Below are 23,152 nucleotides of genomic sequence, written 5' to 3' on the forward strand. Positions count from 1 at the left end.
GGGGGTGATGCGGGCGGCCACCTCGTCCCAGGGGATGGCGAAATGGGGGGCCTTGAGGGCGATCACCACAGGGGTGGCTCCCTGCAACTGGATCATGGGGCGGTAGCTGTCGAAGGCCGGCTCGAACATGATCACCTCGTCGCCGGGGTGAACCAGGGCGGTGATGGCGCAGAACAGGGCTTCGCTGGCGCTGGCGGTGATGGTGATTTCCTCGCCCGCGTCATAGTGATGGCCGTAGCTGGCTGCAATCTTGGCCGCCAGTTGTTCGCGCAGGGCAGGCAGCCCCGTCATGGGGGCGTACTGGTTTTCACCGGCCAGCATGGCCTCGTGGGTCACCCGGATGAGCTCGGGATCGCAGGGGAAGCTCGGCGCCCCCTGGGAGAGGTTGATGCTGGGGTGGCGGGCGGCCAGATCCCCGATCACGGTGAAGATGGTGGTGCCCACCTGGGGCAGTTTGCTGGAAACCTGGGGGATGGACATGGGGCCGTCACCTGCGTGTGTGAAAGAGGTCCCTTTTTAGCCCCCCCAAGGCTTGCCGGACAACGGATTATTCGGCATGGTATGCATGAGTTTTTCTCAAGCATGGAGGCTTGTCATGTTGTCCACCCAGCCGCGTACTCAGTTGCCTCTCTATGGTCTGCAGGTCTTCGAGTGTTCTGCCCGCCACCTGAGTTTTACCCTGGCTGCCGACGAGCTGTGCGTGAGCCAGGGGGCGGTGAGCAAGCAGATCGCCCAGCTGGAGGCGCGCCTGGGCCACCTGCTGTTCGTGCGCGGCACCCGTTGTCTCACCTTGACCCCCGCCGCCGAGCGGCTGCTGCCTTTCGTTCGTGAAGGGCTGGCCCGCATGGGGGAGGGGCTCAGCGCCTTGCAGACCCTGCCCCACGAACAGGCGATCAGCATCAAGGTGCCCTCCTGCGCCAGCCGCTGGCTGCTGCGGCGGTTGCAGGCGTTCGAGGGGGAGGCGGTGGAGGTGCGTGGCAGCCATAGCCATGGCATCGACTTCTCCCGGGAGCCCTTCGATCTCGCCATCGTCTACCAGCCCTGCCTGGGGCGCTATCCCCACAGCCAGCCCCTGTTTCGGGAACGGCTGACCCCGGTCTGCGCCCCGGCGTTTGCTGCCAAGCATCGTCTGTTCGAGCGCGACCTGAACGAGCTGCCCCTGCTGCCTCTCATCCATGCCAGCGCCGATAGGCGGGACTGGCGCAACTGGTTCGCCGCCTTCCTCGACATCCCCTGGCAGCCCCAGGGGGGGCAGCTGTTCGATACCCTGGACTTGGCGATGAATGCCGCCTTGCAGGGGTTTGGCCTCTCTCTCGGGGATCCCACCATAGTGGCCGAGGAGCTGGAGAGCGGCGCCCTGGTCGCTCCCTTTGCCCCCGTGCTGGAGACGGATCACGAATACGCCCTGATCGCCCGGCCCGACAGCCAGCGCCACGGGGTGCAGCGAGTCTGTCACTGGCTGCTGGAGGGGGAGGGTCATCCCTGAGGGACGCGAAATGAAACAGCCCCGCGGGCGGGGCTGTTGTCAGGTGAATACCATCTCCATACAGTCATGGTGATGGCCGCTGGCCGATTAAAGGGTCACTGGCAGATCTTGTAGTAGACCTCGTTCCAGCGCAGTTGCTCCTTGAGCGCGGGGATGCGGGTGTGCTCGTCGATGACCACAAACTCGATACCCATGATGTCGGCGAAGGTGCGCAGCTGCTCGATGTCCACCGCCTGGGTGAACACCGAGTGGTGGGCGGCGCCCGCCAGGATCCAGGCCTCGGCGCTGGTCTGCAGGTCCGGCAGGGGTTTCCACAGGGCGCTGGCCACCGGGAGTTTCGGCATGGCCTCTGGCAGGTCCACCACTTCCAGCTGATTGACCACCAGGCGGAAGCGGTTGCCGAGATCGATGAGGCTGGCGTTGACCGCCTTGCCCGCCGGGGCCGCGAACAGCAGGCGGGCCGGATCGGCTTTCTTGCCTATGCCTAAGTGCTGGGCGTCCAGCACGGGTTTGCCTGCGGCGATGGAGGGGCAGACCTCCAGCATGTGGGCCCCCAGCACCAGGTTGTTGCCCGCTTCCAGATGGTAGGTGTAGTCCTCCATGAAGGAGGCACCCCCCGCAAGGCCATATCCCATCACTTTCAGGGTGCGCAAGAGGGCCGCTGTCTTCCAGTCCCCTTCTGCCCCAAATCCGAAGCCTTGCTCCATCAGACGCTGGCAGGCGAGGCCCGGCAGCTGGTGCAGACCATAGAGATCTTCGAAGGTGGTGGTGAAAGCGCCAAAGCCGCCGTCGGTGAGGAACTTCTTCATCCCCAGCTCCTGGCGCGCCGCCTCGTACAAGGAGGCACGCAGCGGCCCACCCGCCAGCACCGCCTCGGTCAGGGTGTAGGTCGCTTCATATTCGGCCAGCAGCGCCTCGATGTCGCTCTCGGGCACGGCATCGATCACCTTGACCAGATCGCCGACCGGGTGGTAGTTCACCTGATAGCCGAACTGGATCTGGGCCTCAATCTTGTCGCCCTCGGTGACCGCCACGTTGCGCATGTTGTCGCCAAAACGGGCGATCTTGAGGTGGCGGCTGTCGTGGATGGCGGCGGCAACCCGCATCCAGTTGCCAATCTTCTGTCTGGCCTCTTCATCTTGCCAGTGACCCACCACCACGGTGCGGGGCAGCCGCAGGCGGGCCCCCATGAAGCCGAACTCGCGCCCGCCGTGGGCGGTCTGGTTCAGGTTCATGAAGTCCATGTCGATCTCGCTCCAGGGGAGATCCCGGTTGAACTGGGTGTGGAACTGCAACAGGGGCTTTTGCAACTGGCTCAGCGCCGGGATCCACATCTTGGCTGGGGAGAAGGTGTGCATCCACACCATGAGCCCGGCGCAGCGCTGGTCGTGGTTGGCATCCCGGGCCACCGCGCTGATTTCATCGAGGGTGGTGCCGGTGGGTTTGAGCACTATCTTGAGGGGCAGGTTCGCCCCCTCGTTGAGCTGGTTGGTGATGGTATGGGCGTGATCGGCCACCTGCTTCAGGGTGGCGGCGCCATACAGGTGCTGGCTGCCGACCAGGAACCACACTTCCAGCTGTTTCATCAATTCCATGAGTTTGTCCTCTTTTAGGCTTTTGTCTGGCCGTAATAGGCGTGTTTGCCATGCTTGCGCTGGTAGTGCTTCTCCAGCAGGTAATCGGGCAGGGGGCGGGCCCCCGGGTTGATCTGGCCGGTGAGCCAGGCCATGCGGGCCACCTCTTCCAGCACCACGGCGTTGTGCACTGCGTCCTCGGCGCTCTTGCCCCAGCTGAAGGGGCCGTGGTTGGCCACCAGCACCCCCGGCATGGTGAGGATGGGAGTCTGCTTGAGGGTTTCGACGATGAGATGACCGGTCAGCCCCTCGTAGTCATCCTCCACTTCGCCCGGGGTGAGCAGGCGGGAGCAGGGGATCTCGCCGTGGAAGTAGTCGGCCTGGGTGGTGCCGAAAATGGGGATGGGACGCCCCGCCTGGGCCCAGGCGGTGGCGTGGGTGGAGTGGGTGTGCACCACGCCGCCAAGCTCCGGATAGGCGCGATAGAGCACCAGGTGGGTGGCGGTGTCGGAGGAGGGGCGAAGGTCCCCCTCCACCTGCTTGCCCGCCAGATCCAGCACCACCATGTCCTCGACCCGCATCCGCTCATAGCTGACGCCGCTTGGCTTTATCACCACCAGATTGCGCTCTCGGTCGATGCCGCTCACGTTGCCCCAGGTGAAGGTCACCAGGCCATGGCGCGGCAGATCCAGATTGGCGGCGAGCACCTGCTCCTTGAGGGTCTTGAGGTTCATGCCGGCACCCCCCGGTTGTAGAGCGGTTCGGCGGCGGCGCCCCAGGCGAGGTAGCGCTGGTAGAGGCGTTCATACTCGGCGACCCGCTCGGGGTGTGGCTGGTGGGTGCGCTCCACGGCGCTCGCCATGTGGTGCTGGGCCTTGGCCACATCGGGATGGATCCCGGCCGCCACGGCGGCAAAGATGGCCGCCCCCAGGGCGCAGCACTGATCCGAGGCCACCACCTGGATGGGCCTGTTCATCACGTCGGCGCAGGTCTGCATCACGGTGGTGGACTTGCGGGCGATGCCGCCAAGGGCGATCACCTGCTCTACCGGCACCTGCTGACTGGTCATGCACTCCATGATGCTGCGGGCACCGAAGGCGGTGGAGGCCACCAGGGCGCCGAAGAGATCGGGGGCATCGGTGCCGAGGTTGATCCCCGTGAGGGTACCCTGCAGGCGCTGGTTGGCATAGGGGGTGCGCCGGCCGTTGAACCAGTCGAGCACCACCGGCAGGTGCGCCAGGTCGCGCTGCTGATCCCAGGCGGCGGCGAGGCTGGGTAACAGGGCCTGCTTGTGGCGCTCGATGGCGGTGCGAAGCTCCGGATACTGGGCGGCGAGGCTGTCAAGGGGCCAGCCGAGCTGGCGCTGATACCAGGCATAGATGTCACCGAACGCGGACTGTCCCGCCTCCAGCCCCACCATGCCCGGCACCACGCTGCCATCCACCTGGCCGCAGATCCCGGCAATGGCCCGATCACCAATGGTGGCTTCGTCGGCGATCAGGATGTCGCAGGTGGAGGTGCCGATCACCTTCACCAGCGCATTGTTGCCGGCCCCGGCTCCCACCGCCCCCATGTGGCAGTCAAAGGCGCCGCCGGCAATCACCACTTCGCAGGAGAGGTGCAGCCGCTCCGCCCACTCCGGGGTCAGGGTGCCGACCGGGAGATCGGCGGTCCAGCTGTCGGTAAAGAGGGGGAAGTCGAGATCCTCCGTCAGCAGGGGATCCAGGGCATTGAGGAAGTCGGCGGGGGGCAGGCCGCCCCAGCTCGGGTGCCAGAGGGACTTGTGGCCGGCGGCACAGCGCCCGCGCTTGAGGGTGGCCGGGGCCTGGGTGCCGCTCAGGACGGCGGGGACCCAGTCACACAGCTCGACCCAGTTGCAGGCGGCGGCGCGCACGGCGGCATCGGCGCGGGAGACGTGCAGGATCTTGGCCCAGAACCACTCGGAGGAGTAAATGCCGCCGATGTAGCGGCTGTAGTCGGGGAACTGGCCGCCGTGGCACAGGGCGGTGATGGCCTCCGCCTCCTCGATGGCGGTGTGATCCTTCCACAGCACGAACATGGCATTGGGGTTGTCGGCAAACTCCGGACGCAGGGCCAGCACGCGCCCCTCTCTGTCGATGGGGGCGGGGGTGGATCCGGTGCTATCCACCCCGATGCCGCGCACGGCGGTACGCTGACTCGGCGTGAGCTGGCTCACCACCGCCACCACTGCCTGCTCCATGGACTCCAGATAGTCGAGGGGGTGGTGGCGGAACTGGTTGTTGACCGGTTGGCAGTAGTGGCCTGCCTGCCAGCGCGGGTAATAGACGACATGGGTCGCCAGCTCGGCGCCGTCCTGGCAGCGCACGGCGAGTGCCCTGACCGAGTCGCTGCCGAAATCGAGTCCGATGACGATGTGCTCAGACATAAGTGCTCCTGACCATCAATGAGGGGTGACTGGGGGGAACCATAGGAGATGGGCAGGAGGGGCGGTTAGCCATTGGCTGCTGGAAATATGGATTTTAACGCTGTCAGTGCGACAGGGTGACGGCTCTCTAAAATTCAATATGTGACGAAATTGCTAATTATATAGACGAAATGGCTGCAATCTCATGGCGTGATCCTGCTCTCCATTTTTAATTGTGAAAACGATTACAACTTGGTTCGCTCAACCAGCAACAACAATAACGTCCTGTTTAAGCATGTTTTTATATGGCTGCGACTTGATTGACTCAACGAGCAGCACTGCGTGGATACATGGATTGATAGAACCGTTGGAGACATTCGCATGAACAAAATCGTTAAAGGCATGATCGCGATGGGGTTCGCCCTTGGTATGGCAAATTCTGCTTTCTCGGCCGAAGCGCTGAAGCTGGGCTACCTGGTCAAGCAGCCCGAGGAGCCCTGGTTCCAGACCGAGTGGAACTTCGCCGACAAGGCGGGCAAGGAACTGGGCTTCGAGGTGATCAAGATAGCCGTCCCCGACGGGGAGAAGACCCTCAATGCCATCGACAGTCTGGCGGCGAATGGCGCCAAGGGCTTCGTCATCTGTACCCCTGATCCCAAACTCGGTGCCGCCATCATGGCCAAGGCCAACAGCATGGATCTGAAGGTCATCACGGTGGATGACCAGTTCGTCAACGCCAAGGGCCAGCCCATGGAGCAAGTGCCCCTGGTGATGATGGCCGCCACCAAGATTGGCGAGCGTCAGGGTCAGGAGCTCTACAAGGAGATGCAAAAGCGCCAGTGGGACGTAAAGGCGACCGGGGTGCTCGCCATCACCGCCGACGAGCTCGACACCGCCCGTCGCCGGGTCGAGGGCTCCCTGGGCGCGCTCAAGGCCGCCGGTTTCCCCGAGGGCCAGATCTTCCGCGCGCCCACCAAGAGCAACGACATTCCGGGGGCGCTGGATGCCGCCAACTCCATGCTGGTGCAACACCCCGAGGTCAAGAACTGGCTCATCGTCGGCATGAATGACAACACCGTGCTCGGCGGCGTGCGCGCTACCGAAGGGCAGGGCTTCAAGGCGGAGAACGTCATCGGCATCGGTATCAACGGGGTGGATGCGGTGAACGAGCTCTCCAAGTCCAGCGCCACCGGCTTCCTCGGCTCCCTGCTGCCCAGCCCGGACGTACACGGCTACAAGAGCATCCAGATGCTCCATGACTGGGTCGTCAACGGCGCCGAGCCTGCCAAGTTCACCGAGGTGACCGACGTGGTACTCATCACCCGCGACAACTTCAAGGCCGAGCTGCAAAAGAAAGGGCTGTGATCCCCATCCCTTGATACCCATGCCGGCATGGCGGAGTGCGCCGTGCCGGCTGGCTGGAGTCATCTCATGAATCAAGTTCCATATCTGGAGTTTTGCGGCATCAGCAAGGAGTTTCCCGGCGTCAAGGCGCTGCAGAACGTCTCCTTCGCCTGCCAGCAGGGCACGGTACACGCGCTGATGGGAGAGAACGGGGCCGGCAAGTCCACCCTGCTCAAGATCCTGAGCGGTTTTCAGGCGCCCACCCGCGGGGTGGTGAAGCTGGCGGGTCAGGAGAAAGTGTTCCAAAACACGGTCGATGCCCTTGAGAGCGGGATCGCCATCATCTATCAGGAGCTGCACCTGGTCCCTGAAATGAGCGTGGCGGAGAACATCTACCTGGGGCAGTTGCCGACCCGGCGCGGCGTCATCGATCGGGAGAAGCTCTATCAGGATGCAGCCAGGCAGCTGGCACGCCTCGGGATGGATGTCTCCCCCGAGACGCCGCTCAAGTACCTGTCCCTGGGTCAGTGGCAGATGGTGGAGATCGCCAAGGCCCTGACCCGGGACGCCAGCGTCATCGCCTTCGACGAGCCGACCAGCAGCCTCTCGTCCCGCGAGATTGAGCAGCTGTTTCGGGTCATCCGCCAGTTGCGGGACGAGGGCAAGGTCATTCTCTACGTCTCCCACCGCATGGACGAGATCTTCGCCCTGTGCGATGCCATCACGGTGTTCAAGGATGGCCAGTTCGTGCGCACCTTCGCTTCCATGGCCGAGGTGGACCGGGATCTGCTGGTCAAGACCATGGTGGGGCGCGAACTGACCGACATCTATGGTTACAGCCCAAGGCCGCTTGGCGAGGCGGGCCTCAAGGTGGAGCACCTGATGGGACCCGGCCTCAAGGCTCCGGTGTCGCTCGAGGTAAAGAGAGGGGAGATCCTCGGCATCTTCGGGCTGGTGGGGGCCGGGCGCAGCGAGCTGATGAAGCTTATCTTCGGCGCCGAGACACCTCGGGGGGGCGAGATATCGGTGTTTGGCAAACAGGTGGTCATTCAGAGCCCCATCGATGCCATTCGCAGCGGCATCATGCTCTGCACCGAAGACAGGAAGGCGCTCGGCATCATCCCCATCCATTCGGTGCAGGAGAACATCAACATCAGCGCCCGCCGCCACCACGCGTGGGGAGGCTTCTGGATCAACCAGAAGTGGGAGGACGAGAACGCGAGGCTGCGGATCCGCGACATGCGGGTCAAGACCCCGTCTCCCCAGCAGGCCATCATGAACCTCTCCGGCGGCAACCAGCAGAAGGCCATTCTGGGACGCTGGCTGTCGGAAGACATGAAAGTGATCCTGCTCGACGAGCCGACCCGAGGCATCGACGTCGGGGCAAAGAACGAGATTTACAACGTGATTTACGATCTGGCCAAGGTGGGCATCGCCGTGGTGGTGGTCTCGAGCGAGCTGCCGGAGGTGCTGGGCATCGCGGATCGGATCCTGGTCATGCGGGAGGGGGAGATCGCCGGCGAGCTTTCCCACGACGAGGCCAACGAGGTCAAGGCGCTCAATCTGGCCATGCCGGCCCGTTGATCTGCTGACCGCAACGAGATAGCACCCGGAATTTTCAGGAGAAATACCATGACAACAACGACCTCGGTCGGCCAAGCCGCCAACGACACCGCGGCGAGCGGTACCCGCCTGCAACTGACCCGCATCTGGGATCAGTACGGCATGCTGGTGATCTTCGCCATCCTGTTCCTGCTCGCCTGCGTGCTGGTCCCCAACTTCGCCAGCCTGATCAACATGCGGGGGCTCGGGCTTGCCGTCTCCATGTCGGGCATGGTGGCCTGCGGCATGCTGTTCTGCCTCGCCTCCGGCGAGTTCGACATGTCGGTGGGCTCCGTGGTGGCCTGCTCCGGGGTTGCCTGCGCGGTGGGCATCAACGCCACCGAGAGCATCCCCCTCGGCATTCTGGCCGGTCTCTCGGTGGGCCTTGTCTTTGGCCTCATCAACGGCATCGTCGTGGCCAAATTCAAGATCAACGCCCTCATCACCACCCTTGCCACCATGCAGATGGCGCGCGGGGTGGGCTACATCATCTCCGACGGCAAGGCGGTGGGCATCGTGGAGGAGGGCTTCTTCGAGCTTGGCAACTCCGCCCTGCTTGGCATCCCGACGCCCATCTGGCTGACGGCTGTCTGCTTCGTGTTGTTCGGTCTGCTGCTCAACAAGACCACCTTCGGGCGCAATACCCTGGCCATGGGGGGCAACGAGGAGGCGGCGCGTCTGGCCGGGGTCAACGTGGTGCGCACCAAGATCATCATCTTCACCATGACCGGGCTCATCGCCTCGCTCGCCGGCATCATCCTCGCATCCCGCATGACCTCGGGTCAGCCCATGACCTCCATCGGCTTCGAGCTGGTGGTGATCTCCGCCTGCGTGCTGGGTGGGGTCTCCATGAAGGGGGGGATCGGCAAGATATCCTATATCATCGCCGGGGTGCTGATCCTGGGGCTGATGGAGAACGCCATGAACCTGCTCAACATCTCCCCGTTTGCCCAGTACGTGGTGCGTGGCCTCATCCTGCTCGCCGCCGTGCTGTTCGACCGCTACAAGCAGGTGCGCAAAGCCCGTATCTGAGCGATGTCTTTCCTCGTCACCGGGCCGGCCTCGCGCCGGCCCGGTGTTTTCCCCGGCAAGCTGTGAGCCAGTTCAACAATTTCACAACGAACAGCTTGCGAACATAGGGGGTTCCTACGCCGGATCTCTACAATGGCCCATGTCGACTTTTTTACCGAAACCCTGTTTTCCGCCATGTCCTCGATGCAAAAAGAGAAGCCGAAACAACTCAATCCCCTGCTGCCTGGCTACGCCTTCGACGTCTTCCTGGTCTCGGGGATGACTCCCATCGAGCAGGGGAGCGCGCTGGATTTCACCATCGACAGGCCCCACGGCATGAAGGGGTTCATCGTCAATCTGACCATCAAGGGCAAGGGGCAGATCTTTCAGGGGGACAAGGCCTTCACCGTGGAACCCGGCGACCTGCTGCTCTTTCCACCAGCGGCGGTGCACCATTACGGCCGGGCGCCGGATGCCCGGGAGTGGTATCACCGCTGGGTCTATTTCCGGCCGCGGGCCTATTGGACTGACTGGCTCAAGTGGCCCCAGGTGACGGAGCAGGTGGGGCGACTGCAACTGGCGGACAACCAGCTGCTCACCGAATTCGACGCCCTCTTCCTCGACATCGAGGAGACCCACAAGCAGCTGCGGCCCATGTCGGAGCAACTGGCCATGAACCTCTTGGAGCGGTTGCTCATCCGCTGCTACGAGGCATCGTCCCAGAATGCCTATCCCGCCATCGATCACCGGGTCCACGAGGCGTGCCAGATCCTGAGCGAGTCCCTCTCGGCCGAGATCTCGGTGGAAGCGCTGGCGGAGCAGGTATTCTTGTCTCCCTCGCGCCTCGCGCACCTGTTTCGCGAGCAGGTGGGGGTGAGCATAGTGCGCTGGCGCGAGGATCAGCGCATCATGCGGGCCAAGCTGCTGCTGCAGACCACGCCGCTGTCGGTCGCCACCATAGGCCAGCAGGTGGGCTATGACGATCAGCTCTACTTCTCGCGGGTGTTCCGAAAGCGGGTAGGGGTCAGCCCCACCGAGTACCGCAAGTGCGCCACCCCGCTGTGAGCAGAGCCCAGAGATGACAAAGCCCTCATGACGAGGGCTTTTGTTATCCATGAGGGGCGGATGCGCAATCAGCCCTGACGAGCCTTGAACCTGGGATTGCTCTTGCAGATGACGAACAACTTGCCGCGCCGACGCACGATCTGGCAGTCCGGGTGACGCGACTTGGCGGATTTCAGGGAGGCGAGGACTTTCATTGTTTCTCTTTTCCTTTGCTGAAGAACTGACCGAATCGCTGGCCGAAGCGAGCGACCTGACCTTCCTTGCCGACCTGCTTCTGTTTGCCGGTATAGAAGGGGTGGGACGCGCTGGAGACATCCAGCGTCACATAGGGGTAGGTGTTGCCATCTTCCCACTCTCTGGTGCGATCGGTGGCCAGCGTGGAGCCGATCAGAAAGTAGGTATTGCTGGCGAGATCGCGGAACAGAACCTTGCGGTATTCAGGGTGAATATGGGGGCGCATGATTGCCTCTTTTGTTATGTTATAACAAGAGATGGATAATGCGATGGATGAGAATCAATATCAACTGTTTTTTCCATGATGACAGCGATGGGGGAAAATCGGGGCCGTTCGGCTGCACATCGTCAGCGAGAAGGTGTGAGCGGTGAGGGCCTATGTGCAGCCACCATCTTTACTTTTTAAAAATACTGTATAAAAATACAGTAAACTATCATGGAGACGTACCTTATGCGCCTGGAAATCATCATCGACAGAAAACACCAGATCCCCACCTCGACCATGGAGGCCTTGCGCCAGGAGCTGCTCAAGCAACTGGGTGAGCGCTTTCCCGATCTGCATGTGCGGGTGGCACCGGGTAGTGCCATGGCTCTGACGGTCAGTCGCGCCAGCAAGGAAGACAAGGAGCTGGCCGAAGCCATGGTGCAGGAGGTGTGGGAAAACGCCGATAGCTGGATGCCGGAAGAAGAGGCTCTGGAGGCCTGAAGATAAGCTCTCAGCGGCAAACATCGTCGTGATCCACCAGGGCGCGAGGAGGAACCTCCAGTCGGGTGATGATCCCTGTACCGGCTTTGCCGAACCGCTCTTCAAAACACGCAGCCATGGGCTGCGTGTTGCGTTGATGGGGTAAGCGCATGACCATGAAGGCGAAAGGCGAAAGGCGAAAGGCGAAAGGCGAAAGGCGAAAGGCGAAAGGCGAAAGGCGAAAGGCGAAAGAGTAATGTTTCTGGCTGCGCTCAGAGTCCCGCCCAACGCTTGAGGCTGTCGACTTGCACTCGTTGGGTGGCCTGTGCGATGTCGCCATTGGCACGCAGTGCCTTGAGGGCGGTGGGGAGCGCCGTGCGTACCTCGTCCGCCGTCATGCCCGGTTGCAATGCCGGGTGGTAGGCAAGCTTGAGCAACACGTAATCGAGCCCGGTCAGAAAGCTGTCGATGCTGCTGTCATTGAAGATGGAGGGGAACACCTTGTCCGAGTCGTTGGGCAGCCCCATCACCTGGCTCAGCTCTTCCACCACGCAATCCAGAAAACGGCCCTTTGCCCGGCTGTAATCCACCGGAATGATGATGGTGGCACGGGTGATCTCGTAGCGAGCGTTGGTGGCGAAATTGGCCAGGCAGATCCCCTCCTTGAGGGCGATGCGCACCGACTCGTCCTGGCGCATGGTGCGTGCAGCCCAGCTCGCCATCTGTTTGTGCCGGGTCATGATGAGGGTGAGATTGGGGTTGTCGCTGACAATCTCGATGGGGTGACCGGTGATCCTGCTCAGGTGACGGGTCTGTACCTTGACGACCTCGGCCTGTAGCGGCTTGTCGCCGAATTCGTTGACGAGCTTGAGACGCACGGGGCCCGGCCAGCGGGAGAAGTGCTCCTGTTGTTCATGGCCATACTCCCGTTTCATGGCGATTTCCATGAAGCTCTGGACAAGGTAGTCATCACGTTGCCAGCGTTCGGTGGCCGACAGCGGCAGGGAGAAGAGCCAGAGCATCAGCCCCGGGAGCAACCAGTGCCCATGGCGAACGGGCTGGACAGGTGTGTGCCATGGGCGCATCTTGCCTCCTTGCAAGGGGATCAGCGGGCGGTACGCTCGATATCACGCCAGGTGAGCCAGAGCCTGAGATCGAACTCCAGTTGATGATAGTCCGGTTCCATGTGCTGGCAGAGCTGGTAGAAAGCCTTGTTGTGATCCTTCTCCTTCAGGTGGGCCAGCTCATGCACCACTATCATCTTGAGAAAGGCGGGATGGGCCTCCTTGAACAGGGCGGCGATGCGGATCTCGTTCTTGGCCTTGAGCTTGCTGCCCTGCACCCGGCTGACATAGGTGTGCAGTCCCAGGGCATCCTTGATCACGTTGATCTTGCCGTCGAAGATCACCTTGGAAAGCGGCGCGGAGCTTTTCAGGTAGCGGTTCTTCAGCTCCATGGTATAGGCGAGCAGCGCCTTGTCGCTCTGGACGAGGTGGGTTTGCGGGTAGCGCTTGGCCAGCATCTCGCCGAGTTTGCCCGCCGCAATCAACTGCTGTACCTGAGCCTTGAGTGGCTCCGGATAGCCCCCCAGATAAGTCAGCTCCGCCATGATTCTTCCCTCTGCCGCAAAAAAGAGCGCCATTGTAGTCAGGATGGGGCCCCTTGAACATGGTCGGCCCCCCTCTTTATGACGACAACGAAAAGGGGCCACCACCAGGATGGCCCCTTCTGTGTGCCTGATTAGCGGCGCCGGTACAGGCCCGGGTCCACCTCTTCATACTGGGCTGCCAGATACTGGTAGAAGGCAAGGTGGGAGGGGGAGGTCGGAGTCTTGAGCTCCTGTGCCACCCGCTCCGGTTTGGCGATGATGAATTTGGGTTGTTGGCGCTGGATGTCAGCCAGCACCCGCTCGCGCACATCGTAGGGCGGGTTGACGTTGGCAAAGAACAGATAGGCGGAGGCCGGCTGGCGATCGGTCCAGAGGTAGTATTGCGGCTGGATGCCATCGACCCAGATCTTGTCGGTGGGCGCCGTCTCGGCCAGGATACGATCGACCCTGACCTGGGCGGGGGGATTGAACGGCCTGCCCTTGAGATTGCCTTCCCAGGCGTTGTTGACCAGCAGCGCCAGCATGGCCAGCGAGGCGAGCCAGGGGGTGGCGCTTCGCACGTCCCAGGCGCGCCAGAGCGGGACCAGAATGAGCACGGGCAAGGCCCACAGCAGGCTGTTGCCGAGCACCTCGCGCACCCGCTCCAGAGACCACTCCTTGGTGCTCCAGCCATAGCCGAGCTGCTGGGCCAGCAACCAGCTGGCGGTCAGCACCACCAGGGAGATGCAAAGTAGCCCCAGGGCATCGGATCGCTGCTCGCTTCTGTCCAGCAGGCAGGCGAGCGGCAGCAGGCCAAGCTGCAGATAGAGCACGTCATAGTGATCGAACACATGGCCGGAGACCGAGTTGGCGATCAGGGTGAACAGCACCCCCAGCAGGGTGGCGCACAGCGCGGGGAGATACCACTCCTGGCGGCGCCCGAGCATCAGCACGAGGAAGGCGGGCAGCAGCATGATGAGGCCGGTGCGCAGCAGACCGACGGCGCCCACCTCAGGAGAGAAGCCGTTGCCGTAGCTCCCTTCAAAGAAGATGCCGAAGGCGTAGTATTTGAACTCGGCCAGCACGTCGTGGTGCTGGAAGTAGGCATAGAGCGGGCCGCCGACGAGGGCCAGTCCAAGCAGGCTGGAAAAGAGCAGGGCAAAGGCGCAGCGCCACTGCTCGCGCAGGCACCAGTGACAGAAGAGCACCAGATACCAGGCACCCCAGAAGGCGCCGTTGTTGGTGCGCATCCAGGCCACGATGGCGAAGGTGAGTGCGGCGACCAGGGCCGGTCCCCAGCTGAATCGCTTGTCCAGCAGCATGGTGATGAAAGCCCACTGGGCGATGAGGGCCAGATGGAATGTCCAGTCCTCTGTCATGTTGCCGTAGTAGTAGCGAGTGCTGTAGAGCGCCAGCAGGGCCAGCATGCTGCCAAGTCGCGCCCGCACCGAGAGCCCGAGCTGCGAAAAAGCCTGCCAGCTCGCCATGAGGCCCAGCCAGCAGAGCACCCACTCCAGCAGCCAGATCCCGAAGAAGCCACCAAGGCCATAGCCCAGTGCATCGAGGGCGAAGATCATGGGACCCTTGATGTCGATCATGTCCCGATAGAGTACGCCCCCCTCGCTCCACATCTTGCCCATCACCGCAAACAGGGAGGCATCAAATCCCGGGGCCATGCCGTGGAACAGCGGATTGCGCAGACAGAACAGCAGAGCCATCAGGGCGGTGAGCAAGATGACCGACGGCCTGATCCCGGGATTGTGGCGGTGCGGGGTAAAGCGGATGGCATGATTCATGGGTGACCTGTTCCTGCGGGAAAGACTGAAAAAGCGGGCTTATCTTGCCGAGCCGGGCTGCACGATGCAATGGAAGAAGTGTAGGCACCTGAAATAATTCGTAAAAGTATCGTTTTCACGCCTCTGGCTGCACTGGCAGGCCCCATCACAAGACAGGGCTGGCGCAGTCGGGCGTCACAGCCTGAGGTTGCATGGTAGGGGGCCTGCGCCTGGGAGCGGATCAGGATTCCCCTATGCGGGGGAAAGGCGGCACCGACCCGGGATGGGCCGGTGCCAGATTCACTGGCCGTGATACTCCACCAAGGCCGGCAGGGGGCTGAGTTCCGGCAGGTGGCGTGCCCAGCGCAGGAAGGCATCCGCCAGGGTGATGCCGAGCTCCTGATTGTGCTGGGTCAGGGTGCGGGCAAGGGCCGTGTAGCCCTCCTTGCCGGAGGCGGTATAGGCACTGGAGACCCCGCGATAGATGGCATCCGGCTCGACGTGCTGCCACTGACCCGGGCTGGCTTCCCATTCCAGGCGAGTGATCCTCTCCCCTTTGGGTCTGTCGGCCTGATAGCAGAAGCGCACCCCGGCGGTATAGGGGAAGCTGCCGCTGCCATTGCCCGTCCCCCCGTTGTTGGTGGCGTTGTCGATGGCCCCCTCCAGCGCTTCGGCCAGTTCATGGCCGTGCACCCGGTAGAGGGTGAGGGGAATGGCAAAGGGCAGCAGGCGTCCGGCAACGTCTGCTTCGGTCAGGGGGCCGGGCTCGAGGGAGCAGCGTACGCCCCCGGCATTGTGCAGGGCAAAGTCCACCTGACCCACCTGTTCGCGGGCACTGGCCAGCATGGCACTCGCTACCAGGGGGGCGACCTGGCTGCCGGCGGGCAGGCTGTCATCGGGCAGGCGCTGGTGATGGAGCGGATCAGCGAGCCGGGTCACCACGCGCCGGGTCATGGTTTCGAGCTCGGGGCGATAGCGTCTGGCCAGATGCTGCTCGAGCTCGGGGGCCGGTTCGCAGAAGTGCAGCCCCGCAGGAGGCGGGGAAGCAAAGGGCCAGGGATCCCAGGGTAACCACTCCAGCTGGCCGCGGCTTTGGCACACGCGTCCCTGCTCGTCGAAGGTGAGTTCGCACACCCCGAGACAGAGGGCGCTGTGGGCGGCGTGCAGGATGGCCACCCCGTTCACCATGAGGGGATAGCTGCCTTCGCTGTCGAGCCCGAGCGGCGCCAGATCCCCCAGCAGGCTGTGGGTGTGTCCGCCGACGATGAGGCTGAGCTCGGGGAAGCGGGTCGCCAGTCGCTTGTCCTGCGCCAGACCCAGGTGGCTGAGCAGGATAATGTGCTGGATGCCGGCGGCCTTGATCTCGCCGAGGGCACGGCTCAAGGTCTCTTCGATACCGTGGAAACGGGTGTGGGGATCGGGGCTCGCGATGGCGGCCATCTGCGGCAGCGTGATGCCGAGCAGGGCGAAGGGCACGTCGTCGATGACGCGCTTGTGCCAGGGGCGGCTTGCGTCAAACAGCTGCGGCAGTCCCTGCAGCCGCAGCGGGGCATCGGCGGGCTCCTGACGGTTGTCGATGTTGGCGGCGAGCACCGGGAAATCGAGCTGGCGCAAAAACTCCACCAGCGGCCCGTTGCCCAGATCGAATTCGTGGTTGCCGATCACCATGGCATCCGGTCGCAAGAGGGCCAGCAGGTCCGCATTGGCCCGCCCTTTGAAGCGATTGAAGTAAAGTGACCCCTGGAAGGTATCGCCGCCATGCAGCAGCAGGCAGGTCTGGCCGGCTGCCTCGGCCTGTTGGCGCAGGGCGGTGAGCCGGGTCAGGATGCGGCCATAGCCGCCGCACTGGGTGCGCCATTCGGACTCGCCATCGGGGGAGAAGCGCATGGGGGCGCCATCGAAATGGGAGTGGCAGTCGCTGAAGTGGGCAAGTTGAACCGTCATACTCAAGGCTCGGTCCTCCTTAGGAAAAAAGAGCACCGAGTCTACTGCATGGGGTGGGGGGGATACCAGCCCGGCGGCAGCCGGGCCGGTAAAGAGTCAGGCGGGAACCATGATCTGGGTGGCGAGGATCACTACCAGCAGGCCGACGGCCACCGGCAGCGAGGTACGTTTGACCACCTCGAACGGAGAGAGATTGCCCATCCCCGCACAGGCGACCACCACCCCGGAGACCGGCGAGATGGTGCGGCCGAGGTTGGATGCCTGCAGCATGGGGATCACCAGATAGGCCGGGTTGACGCCGAGGCTGGTGGCCAAATGGGGGATGAGCTCAACGAAGGCGTAGAAGGGGGCGTTGCCGGAACCCGTGGTGAAGGCCGCCAGGGTGGTGATGACCACCAGCACCAGCATGATGACGATGCCGCCGGTACCGAAGCTCTGGGCCAGATCCAGGAGGTTGGCGATGAAACCGAGTCCCATCAGACCCTGGGCAAAGACCCCGGCACCCACCAGCAGCATCACCACGCCGGCGAAAGCGTCGGCCATGTTGCGCCAGCACACCTGCAGCCCGTCCAGCAGCTCGCGGCCGTTGCGCTTGCGCACCAGCTCCAGCAGGGCGGCCAGCACTAGGCAGATGACGATGATGGTGACGATGTCGAGCTTGGGCCCCAGTTTGCCGTCAAACAGCAGCACACCGATGATGGGGGTGAAGGGCAGGATGGCGTAGAAGCCGGGGGCGTCGGTGACGAGATCGCTCGGGGCGACCGCGGCGTTGTGCTCCCCGGCCTTCTGATCCAGATAACGTTGCCAGAAGAAGTGGGTCACCGCCATGGCGGCGATGGCCACCAGGGAAATGGGCAGGGTCAGCTTGAATGCAAACTCGATGAGCTCCATGTTCGCGGCCTGGGCTGCCATCACCACGTCCCCCGAGGTGGGGGAGAGGATGATGGCGGCCGGCGAGGCGCACACCGCCGCTGCCGCGCCACGGGAGATCCCCATGTTGACCATCAGCGGGAAGAGGGTGGCCATCAGCAGAACCCCGAGGCCGGTTGCGGAGCTCACCGCCAGCGACATGGCGCAGGCGACCAGATAGGCGGCCACCAGCAGGATGTAGGGGGACTTGATGACACCGAGGGGTTTGCTCGCGAGCTTCACCAGTATGGTGTTGGCGCCGATGTGGCTCATGTAGCCGGCAAAGCCGCACAGCACCATGATGAGCATGCCGAGGCCACCCCCCCTGTCGACCAGCAGGAAGCGCACGTATTCGAAGATGTCGGTGGCCATGTGGCCGGTAGAGGGGACGCTCGCCGGCAGCACCGCCTTGCCCATCAGGGCGGTGATCGCCAGCAGCAGCAGGCCGCCGCTGAGCAGTACCCCGGTGGCGGAGTAGCCCTTGAAGATGTAGCGACCCACGGCCAGGGTGACCAGGGTGCCGATCAGGAGTTCTATCATAAAACCTTCCCAAGAGTTGAAGTGAGGGGGTGGCCTGCCAGGGCTCACCAGAGGGTTGCGCTGGACTATCCGGCATCGGCCAACAAAAACACTGCGGATATTACCCACTAAGGAGTGTTTCACCATCCGTTCGATGGCAGCTTGTGATCTCGACTGCAAATCCCCGCCTGAGCCGGGGTGATGACTCGCACGTTTGCAGCAACCGGGTGCCAAGAGCGGATGACAGGGGGCTGGATCAGGGGTAATCTCCCAATCGGGTTATTAATTCATTGATTATTAATTGAAATTAAGCCGGGACTCACAAGGAGCAAAGCCGCGGACAGATGGGACTCTTCAGCAAGACAGGGGTGACGGTGGCCCTCATTTATGCCGCCTCAATCGGTGCTGTACCTTCCCACTATGCCGGTGTGAAGGTCGCCCCCGATATCAAGGTCGACTTCCAGTTCTATCGGGTCTCCGGGGCCGATGTGGGGGCCGTGATGCGCCAGATCACCGCCTTGTCGCCCACCCAGGCGGACGGGCACATCGGCAAGGCCAGCTATCAGCTCTCCTGGCAGTTGCAGACGAAGGCGACGGCGGCGCGCTGCGAGCTGGAGCAGGCCAGCGTCCGTGCCCGCATCCAGGTCAGGGTGCCCAACTGGATGGACAAGGCCCGTGCGCCCGCGAAGGAGCGCCAGAAGTGGGACAAGCTGGTGGCCGCCATGTTTGACTACGAGAGTCGTCACAAGGACATCCTGCTGGAGAGCGTGAGCCAGCTTGGCACGCGCCTCGCCCAGTTGCCGGTGACCCGGGATTGCCCAACTCTGGAGCATCAGGGCTGGCAGGCAGGGCAGGCGGTGCTGGAGGCCACCCGGGCGCGGTTCGACAGCCTGGCCCGCCAGACCGATCAGGGTCGCAAGCTGGGGGTCGTCTGGCCCAGGGCTGGCTGATAACACGTGTACAGTCCCATGGCCGCTCATGGGAAACATAAAAAAACGGGCTGATTGAGCCCGTTTTTTTGTTGGTGCGCCAATAGCGTGGAGGCTGGCAGCCCCGGCTCCTGGGTGGCTAGTCGCGCAGTGGCTTGCCCCTGCGCAGCCTTCGCACCCAGTAGCGGGCGGGATGGAGCGCCTCCAGCAGATCGGCGGCCAGCGGCAGGGGATCGCCGCAGATCTCGCTGGCGACCAGTTCGCCGCACAGGGGCGCCGAGCACAGACCCCGGGAGCCGAGCGCCCCCAGCACGTAGAGGCCGGCGTGCAGGGGCAGTGCGCTCTGCTGATCCGCGGGGGCGTTGACGTCATGATCCGCCAGCGCCGCCAACCGGGCGACGGGCCCGGCTACCGGCAGGTGATCCCGGCTGGCGCAGCGCAACCCGATGCGGGCCAGAGCACCGCTCACATCCACCTCGGCAGGCCAGCGCTGCTGGGGCACACAGGCTTGCAGCCGCGCCCTGTTCTGCTCCTGCTCGTCGGTGCGGTAAGCTAGATCGGTCTGGTTGCGGCCATAGCTGGCCCCGATGCAGTGCGCGCCGTTGTGGGCCGGTGTGAGGTAGCCATCGTAGCAGAGCACGCTCTTGAGCTGGCTCAAGCCAGCCGTGGTCGGCACATGGCTCACCTGGCCGCGCACCGGATAGAGCGGCAGCTCGGCAAAGGGGAGAAGGGCTGGCAACTGATGCCCGGCTGCCACCACCAGATTGGGGGCACGCCACTGGCGGCCATCCCGGCTCTCCAGGTGCCAGCCATCGGCCTCTTCGGCAATGCGGGTTACAGCGGCATTGAACACCACTTCCAGCCGCCCGCTGGCCTGCGCCTCCCTGATGGCGGCGCGGGTGAGATCCGCCGGACAGAGCCAGCCCCCCAGGGGATAGCTCACACCATCCGCATCGCAGGGCAGGCCGACCACCTGCTCAACCTCCGCTGCCGAGAGTGGGTGCATCAGCTCGGGGGGGAAGGGGCCCTGGCTCATCTTGGCAAGCTTGGCGGCGGATTTGTCGTCGTAGCCGAGTTGGGTGACGCCACACAGGGAGAAGGCGACGGGGTGGTGCTTTGCCAAAGCCAGCAGCCGGTTTCTGGCAAAGCCGAAGGCCAGCGAATAGAAGCGCGACAGGGCATCGTGCTCGCCGTTGAGCAGGGGGTAGAGGGCTCCTTGTCGATTGCCGGAAGCGCCGCTGGCCGGTTCGCCGTCTTCGCACAGCAAGGTGACGTGCCGACCCCGCTCCACCAGAGAGAGCGCCGTCATGGCGGAAGCGATGCCGCCACCGATGATGAGCACCTCTCCCTCCCGCCCTGCGGGGCGGGCATACCAGGGGGCGATGCTCTGCTGCGGCACTTTGCCTTCCCGAACACCCGCCAGCATCTCCCGCTTGCTGCCGTGGCCCTTCACCTTCTTCATGGCAAAGCCGGCGGCAATCAGCCCCCGTCGCACGAAACCGGCGCAGGTAAAGGTCGAGAGGGTGGCATCGGGGCGGGCGAGGCGAGCGAGATCGTCGAAGAGATCCTGGGTCCACATCTCTGGGTTCTTGGCAGGGGAGAAACCGTCCAGATACCAGGCGTCCACCAGACCAGTTGCCGGATGGGGCACCTGGGGCAGCATCTCCTTGATGTCGCCAAACCAGAGATCGAGACGGATGCGGCCATCGGCAAAGAGCAGGCGATGGCAGCCGGAGACCGGCAACGGCCACTGGTCGATGAGAGGCTGGCTCAAGGGGGCGAGCTCGGGCCAGGCGGCCAGGGCCTTGCGCAGATCGGCCTGGGTAAGAGGGTATTTCTCGACGCTGATGAAGTGCAGCCGGGATCCGTTGCCGGACAGGGGGGCCTGTTCCAGAAAGGCGGCCATTGTGGCCAGAAAGTTAAGTCCTGTACCGAAACCTGTTTCACCAATCACGAAACTGTCACTATCGTGGTGCGAAAATCGCTCTGGCAGTCGATTTTGCTGCAAAAAGACGTAGCGGGTTTCACTTAGACCGTTATCATTGGAAAAGTACACATCCCCGAACTCACTGGAGACTGGAGTTCCCGCTTCGTTCCAGTCCAATCGGGCATGATGTAAGGATGTTTGACTCACGTTTTCCTCGGCTCGCGTCACAAAATCGCGGGCATTCTACGTGAAAGCAGACCAGTTTGGCAGCCGAAAGCGGGTAGACTCGGTGCCAGTTTTTCCAGACGAGATGAATTAATGAGAAGAGCAGTGATCACCGGTATCGGCGTCATCTCCAGTATCGGCAACAACAAGGAAGAGGTGCTGGCCTCCCTGAAAGCAGGCAAATCCGGCATCACCTATTCCGAGCAGTTCGAGCAGTACAACCTGCGCAGCCGTGTCTGGGGTAACATCAAACTCGATCCGTCTGAACTGATCGACCGTAAAGTCATGCGTTTCATGGGTGACGCCGCGGCCTACGCCTACCTCTCCATGCAGCAGGCCATCGAAGATGCCGGCCTGCCGGAAGAGATGGTCTCCAACGAGCGTACCGGCATCGTGACCGGTTCCGGCGGCGCCTCCGGCAAGAACACCTCCGAATCTGCCGATATCGCCCGTGAAAAGGGCGTCAAGCGGGTGGGTCCCTACATGGTGCCGCGTACCATGTCCTCCACCACCTCCGCCTGCCTGGCCACCCCGTTCAAGATAAAAGGTGTCAACTACACCATCAGCTCCGCCTGTGCGACCTCTGCCCATTGCATCGGTCACGCCCTGGAACTGATCCAGCTTGGCAAGCAGGACATCATCTTTGCCGGTGGCGGCGAGGAGCTTGACTGGTCTTCCACCATCCAGTTCGACGCCATGGGCGCGCTCTCCACCAAGTACAACGACAACCCGGAAAAAGCGTCCCGCACCTATGATGCGGACCGCGACGGCTTCGTCATCTCCGGTGGTGGCGGCATCCTGGTGGTCGAGGAGCTGGAACACGCCCTGGCCCGTGGTGCCCACATCTACGCCGAAATCACCGGTTACGGTGCGACCTCCGACGGCTACGACATGGTGGCCCCGAGTGGCGAAGGCGCCGTGCGTTGCATGAAGATGGCGATGCAGGGTGTCGGCAAGGTGGACTACATCAACACTCACGGTACCTCTACTCCGGTTGGTGACACCAAGGAGCTGGAAGCCATTCAGACCCTGTTTGGCAGCAATGCACCCAAGCTCTCCGCCACCAAGGCGATGACCGGTCACGCTCTGGGCGCCGCCGGCGTGCATGAGGCCGTCTACTCCCTGCTGATGATGGAACACGGCTTCATCGCCCCCAGCATCAACATCGAGAACCTGGACGAGAAAGCCGTGGGCCTGCCCATCGTGCGTGAATACGAAGCGGCCGACCTCAATACCGTCATGTCCAACAGCTTCGGCTTTGGCGGTACCAACGCCTCTCTGGTGTTCAGCAAGTTCAAGGCTTGATCTCCCCGTGGGGAGCGCAACGCGAAATAGAAAAAGGCGCCGAAAGGCGCCTTTTTTATTGAACTCTTTTTATTGAACTCTGCTGATGGTTCCCGGTTCGGGACCGCTGTCTGCCAGGGGCAACCGCATATAGACAGCCCCGTCACCATACTCCACCAGCGATTTGCCGGTGTCGGCGGGCACAAACCCCTGCTTGCGCCAGAAGGCGGGGGCATCCTGAACCGCCACCAGGCCTGCATGGCGATATCCAGCATGGCTCGCGAAAGCGAGTGCCCTTGCCAGCAGTCGCTGTCCGACACCCAGGCCGCGTGCCTTGCTCGAGACAGCGAGATCGTGCAGATAGAACTCGTCGTGGCCGGCCAGCGCCTTCATCGGCACCGAGAGGGGCGGGGGCTGGTGGGCACGCCAGGGGTGGCAGAGCAGGTAGCCCAGCACCTTGCCCTGACGCTCGGCCACCCAGCAGCAGGCGGGGGCCAGCTCGGTTTTGTTCTGCATCACCTCGAGGGGCTCGGGTTCGAACTGGTGATAACACTCGTGCTGGATGGCCATGATGGCGGGCCAGTCTGGCGTGCGGATGGTGCGGATCGTGATCATGATGCGGGTCGGGTCCGTACTCAAACCGTGGCAAAAAGGGGTGACAGCAT

General features: G+C 63.1%; 21 protein-coding genes. 8 read left to right on the top strand and 13 right to left on the bottom strand.

Features of this window, described 5'->3' with window-relative positions:
• A partial coding sequence (locus C3418_RS13890; protein ID WP_146054114.1) for an aminotransferase class I/II-fold pyridoxal phosphate-dependent enzyme occupies window positions 1-480 on the bottom strand: 480 nt, incomplete at its 3' end.
• 115 nt (window positions 481-595) lie between these two features.
• Here C3418_RS13890 and C3418_RS13895 point away from each other — a divergent pair.
• Complete coding sequence (locus tag C3418_RS13895; protein WP_010674471.1) at window positions 596-1,486, top strand: LysR family transcriptional regulator; 891 nt, start codon at window positions 596-598, stop codon at window positions 1,484-1,486.
• A gap of 95 nt (window positions 1,487-1,581) precedes the next feature.
• Here the strand turns inward: C3418_RS13895 and araA are convergent, their stop codons facing one another.
• Genes araA through C3418_RS13910 form a run of 3 tightly spaced genes read right to left on the bottom strand, consistent with a single transcriptional unit; the run spans window position 1,582 to window position 5,467 of the window.
• The gene (gene araA, locus C3418_RS13900; RefSeq protein ID WP_103858735.1) at window positions 1,582-3,081 is read right to left on the bottom strand and encodes an L-arabinose isomerase; all 1,500 of its coding nucleotides are present in this window, start codon (window positions 3,079-3,081) and stop codon (window positions 1,582-1,584) included.
• 14 nt (window positions 3,082-3,095) lie between these two features.
• Window positions 3,096-3,794 carry an L-ribulose-5-phosphate 4-epimerase gene (locus C3418_RS13905; protein WP_103858736.1) on the bottom strand — a complete coding sequence of 233 codons (699 nt, stop codon included), beginning with the start codon at window positions 3,792-3,794 and terminating at the stop codon, window positions 3,096-3,098.
• On the bottom strand, window positions 3,791-5,467 hold the full coding sequence (locus C3418_RS13910; protein ID WP_103858737.1) for a ribulokinase: 1,677 nt from the start codon (window positions 5,465-5,467) through the stop codon (window positions 3,791-3,793). The genes C3418_RS13905 and C3418_RS13910 overlap by 4 nt, the downstream gene beginning before the upstream one ends.
• Window positions 5,468-5,827: 360 nt before the next feature.
• On the opposite strand from C3418_RS13910, the gene C3418_RS13915 reads away from it, so the two are divergent.
• The 4 genes from C3418_RS13915 (at window position 5,828) to araC (ending at window position 10,468) form a co-directional block, all read left to right on the top strand.
• Window positions 5,828-6,811, top strand: a complete 984-nt coding sequence (locus tag C3418_RS13915; protein ID WP_010674475.1) for an arabinose ABC transporter substrate-binding protein — start codon at window positions 5,828-5,830, stop codon at window positions 6,809-6,811.
• Window positions 6,812-6,877: 66 nt separating this feature from the next.
• Window positions 6,878-8,374 (top strand): L-arabinose ABC transporter ATP-binding protein AraG, encoded by a 1,497-nt coding sequence (gene araG / locus C3418_RS13920; RefSeq protein ID WP_010674476.1) that lies wholly within the window; start codon window positions 6,878-6,880, stop codon window positions 8,372-8,374.
• 48 nt (window positions 8,375-8,422) lie between these two features.
• Window positions 8,423-9,424 carry an L-arabinose ABC transporter permease AraH gene (gene araH, locus C3418_RS13925; protein WP_010674477.1) on the top strand — a complete coding sequence of 334 codons (1,002 nt, stop codon included), beginning with the start codon at window positions 8,423-8,425 and terminating at the stop codon, window positions 9,422-9,424.
• Window positions 9,425-9,556: 132 nt separating this feature from the next.
• Window positions 9,557-10,468, top strand: a complete 912-nt coding sequence (araC, locus tag C3418_RS13930) for an arabinose operon transcriptional regulator AraC (RefSeq protein WP_010674478.1) — start codon at window positions 9,557-9,559, stop codon at window positions 10,466-10,468.
• A 68-nt stretch (window positions 10,469-10,536) separates the two neighbouring features.
• Here the strand turns inward: araC and ykgO are convergent, their stop codons facing one another.
• Window positions 10,537-10,662 (bottom strand): type B 50S ribosomal protein L36, encoded by a 126-nt coding sequence (ykgO, locus tag C3418_RS13935; protein WP_010674479.1) that lies wholly within the window; start codon window positions 10,660-10,662, stop codon window positions 10,537-10,539.
• Complete coding sequence (locus C3418_RS13940) at window positions 10,659-10,928, bottom strand: type B 50S ribosomal protein L31 (protein ID WP_010674480.1); 270 nt, start codon at window positions 10,926-10,928, stop codon at window positions 10,659-10,661. Before C3418_RS13940 ends, ykgO begins: the two co-directional genes overlap by 4 nt.
• Before the next feature lie 225 nt (window positions 10,929-11,153).
• Between C3418_RS13940 and C3418_RS13945 the strand changes: the two genes are divergently transcribed.
• Window positions 11,154-11,408: a DinI family protein gene (locus tag C3418_RS13945; protein ID WP_010674481.1), complete on the top strand. Its 255-nt coding sequence runs from the start codon at window positions 11,154-11,156 to the stop codon at window positions 11,406-11,408.
• Window positions 11,409-11,659: 251 nt separating this feature from the next.
• Here the strand turns inward: C3418_RS13945 and C3418_RS13950 are convergent, their stop codons facing one another.
• The 5 genes from C3418_RS13950 to dcuC form a co-directional block, all read right to left on the bottom strand.
• Window positions 11,660-12,409: a DUF2927 domain-containing protein gene (locus tag C3418_RS13950; RefSeq protein ID WP_010674482.1), complete on the bottom strand. Its 750-nt coding sequence runs from the start codon at window positions 12,407-12,409 to the stop codon at window positions 11,660-11,662.
• Between the two features lie 83 nt (window positions 12,410-12,492).
• A complete protein-coding gene (locus C3418_RS13955; RefSeq protein WP_010674483.1) occupies window positions 12,493-12,996 on the bottom strand; it encodes a M48 family metallopeptidase in 504 nt (167 codons plus the stop codon).
• Window positions 12,997-13,127: 131 nt separating this feature from the next.
• Window positions 13,128-14,771, bottom strand: a complete 1,644-nt coding sequence (locus C3418_RS13960) for a hypothetical protein (protein ID WP_043154071.1) — start codon at window positions 14,769-14,771, stop codon at window positions 13,128-13,130.
• 279 nt (window positions 14,772-15,050) lie between these two features.
• Window positions 15,051-16,700 carry a bifunctional UDP-sugar hydrolase/5'-nucleotidase gene (locus tag C3418_RS13965; protein ID WP_029314413.1) on the bottom strand — a complete coding sequence of 550 codons (1,650 nt, stop codon included), beginning with the start codon at window positions 16,698-16,700 and terminating at the stop codon, window positions 15,051-15,053.
• A gap of 90 nt (window positions 16,701-16,790) precedes the next feature.
• Complete coding sequence (gene dcuC / locus C3418_RS13970) at window positions 16,791-18,143, bottom strand: anaerobic C4-dicarboxylate transporter DcuC (RefSeq protein ID WP_010674486.1); 1,353 nt, start codon at window positions 18,141-18,143, stop codon at window positions 16,791-16,793.
• A 323-nt stretch (window positions 18,144-18,466) separates the two neighbouring features.
• Between dcuC and C3418_RS13975 the strand changes: the two genes are divergently transcribed.
• Entirely contained in the window at window positions 18,467-19,072 is a 606-nt protein-coding gene (locus C3418_RS13975) for a DUF922 domain-containing protein (RefSeq protein ID WP_103858738.1), read from the top strand.
• Window positions 19,073-19,190: 118 nt separating this feature from the next.
• Here C3418_RS13975 and mnmC read toward each other — a convergent pair whose 3' ends face one another.
• The gene (gene mnmC, locus C3418_RS13980; protein ID WP_181023104.1) at window positions 19,191-21,206 is read right to left on the bottom strand and encodes a bifunctional tRNA (5-methylaminomethyl-2-thiouridine)(34)-methyltransferase MnmD/FAD-dependent 5-carboxymethylaminomethyl-2-thiouridine(34) oxidoreductase MnmC; all 2,016 of its coding nucleotides are present in this window, start codon (window positions 21,204-21,206) and stop codon (window positions 19,191-19,193) included.
• Window positions 21,207-21,296: 90 nt separating this feature from the next.
• Between mnmC and fabB the strand changes: the two genes are divergently transcribed.
• Window positions 21,297-22,508 (top strand): beta-ketoacyl-ACP synthase I, encoded by a 1,212-nt coding sequence (fabB, locus tag C3418_RS13985; protein WP_029314417.1) that lies wholly within the window; start codon window positions 21,297-21,299, stop codon window positions 22,506-22,508.
• A 69-nt stretch (window positions 22,509-22,577) separates the two neighbouring features.
• Here fabB and C3418_RS13990 read toward each other — a convergent pair whose 3' ends face one another.
• Window positions 22,578-23,102 carry a GNAT family N-acetyltransferase gene (locus C3418_RS13990; RefSeq protein WP_103858740.1) on the bottom strand — a complete coding sequence of 175 codons (525 nt, stop codon included), beginning with the start codon at window positions 23,100-23,102 and terminating at the stop codon, window positions 22,578-22,580.
• Between the last annotated feature and the right edge of the window lie 50 nt (window positions 23,103-23,152).

This window comes from Aeromonas sp. ASNIH8, assembly GCF_002919855.1.
Lineage (GTDB): Bacteria > Pseudomonadota > Gammaproteobacteria > Enterobacterales > Aeromonadaceae > Aeromonas > Aeromonas caviae.

Bases quoted from the DNA above. Each gene is read 5' to 3' on its own strand.
- araA (WP_103858735.1), bottom strand. From the start codon at position 3,081: ATGGAATTGATGAAACAGCTGGAAGTGTGGTTCCTGGTCGGCAGCCAG.
- C3418_RS13960 (WP_043154071.1), bottom strand. From the start codon at position 14,771: ATGAATCATGCCATCCGCTTTACCCCGCACCGCCACAATCCCGGGATC.
- C3418_RS13950 (WP_010674482.1), bottom strand. From the start codon at position 12,409: ATGCTCTGGCTCTTCTCCCTGCCGCTGTCGGCCACCGAACGCTGGCAA.
- fabB (WP_029314417.1), top strand. From the start codon at position 21,297: ATGAGAAGAGCAGTGATCACCGGTATCGGCGTCATCTCCAGTATCGGC.
- araC (WP_010674478.1), top strand. From the start codon at position 9,557: ATGGCCCATGTCGACTTTTTTACCGAAACCCTGTTTTCCGCCATGTCC.
- C3418_RS13895 (WP_010674471.1), top strand. From the start codon at position 596: ATGTTGTCCACCCAGCCGCGTACTCAGTTGCCTCTCTATGGTCTGCAG.
- C3418_RS13955 (WP_010674483.1), bottom strand. From the start codon at position 12,996: ATGGCGGAGCTGACTTATCTGGGGGGCTATCCGGAGCCACTCAAGGCT.
- dcuC (WP_010674486.1), bottom strand. From the start codon at position 18,143: ATGATAGAACTCCTGATCGGCACCCTGGTCACCCTGGCCGTGGGTCGC.
- C3418_RS13940 (WP_010674480.1), bottom strand. From the start codon at position 10,928: ATGCGCCCCCATATTCACCCTGAATACCGCAAGGTTCTGTTCCGCGAT.
- araH (WP_010674477.1), top strand. From the start codon at position 8,423: ATGACAACAACGACCTCGGTCGGCCAAGCCGCCAACGACACCGCGGCG.
- C3418_RS13975 (WP_103858738.1), top strand. From the start codon at position 18,467: ATGGGACTCTTCAGCAAGACAGGGGTGACGGTGGCCCTCATTTATGCC.
- araG (WP_010674476.1), top strand. From the start codon at position 6,878: ATGAATCAAGTTCCATATCTGGAGTTTTGCGGCATCAGCAAGGAGTTT.
- C3418_RS13990 (WP_103858740.1), bottom strand. From the start codon at position 23,102: ATGATCACGATCCGCACCATCCGCACGCCAGACTGGCCCGCCATCATG.
- ykgO (WP_010674479.1), bottom strand. From the start codon at position 10,662: ATGAAAGTCCTCGCCTCCCTGAAATCCGCCAAGTCGCGTCACCCGGAC.
- C3418_RS13910 (WP_103858737.1), bottom strand. From the start codon at position 5,467: ATGTCTGAGCACATCGTCATCGGACTCGATTTCGGCAGCGACTCGGTC.
- C3418_RS13905 (WP_103858736.1), bottom strand. From the start codon at position 3,794: ATGAACCTCAAGACCCTCAAGGAGCAGGTGCTCGCCGCCAATCTGGAT.
- C3418_RS13945 (WP_010674481.1), top strand. From the start codon at position 11,154: ATGCGCCTGGAAATCATCATCGACAGAAAACACCAGATCCCCACCTCG.
- C3418_RS13915 (WP_010674475.1), top strand. From the start codon at position 5,828: ATGAACAAAATCGTTAAAGGCATGATCGCGATGGGGTTCGCCCTTGGT.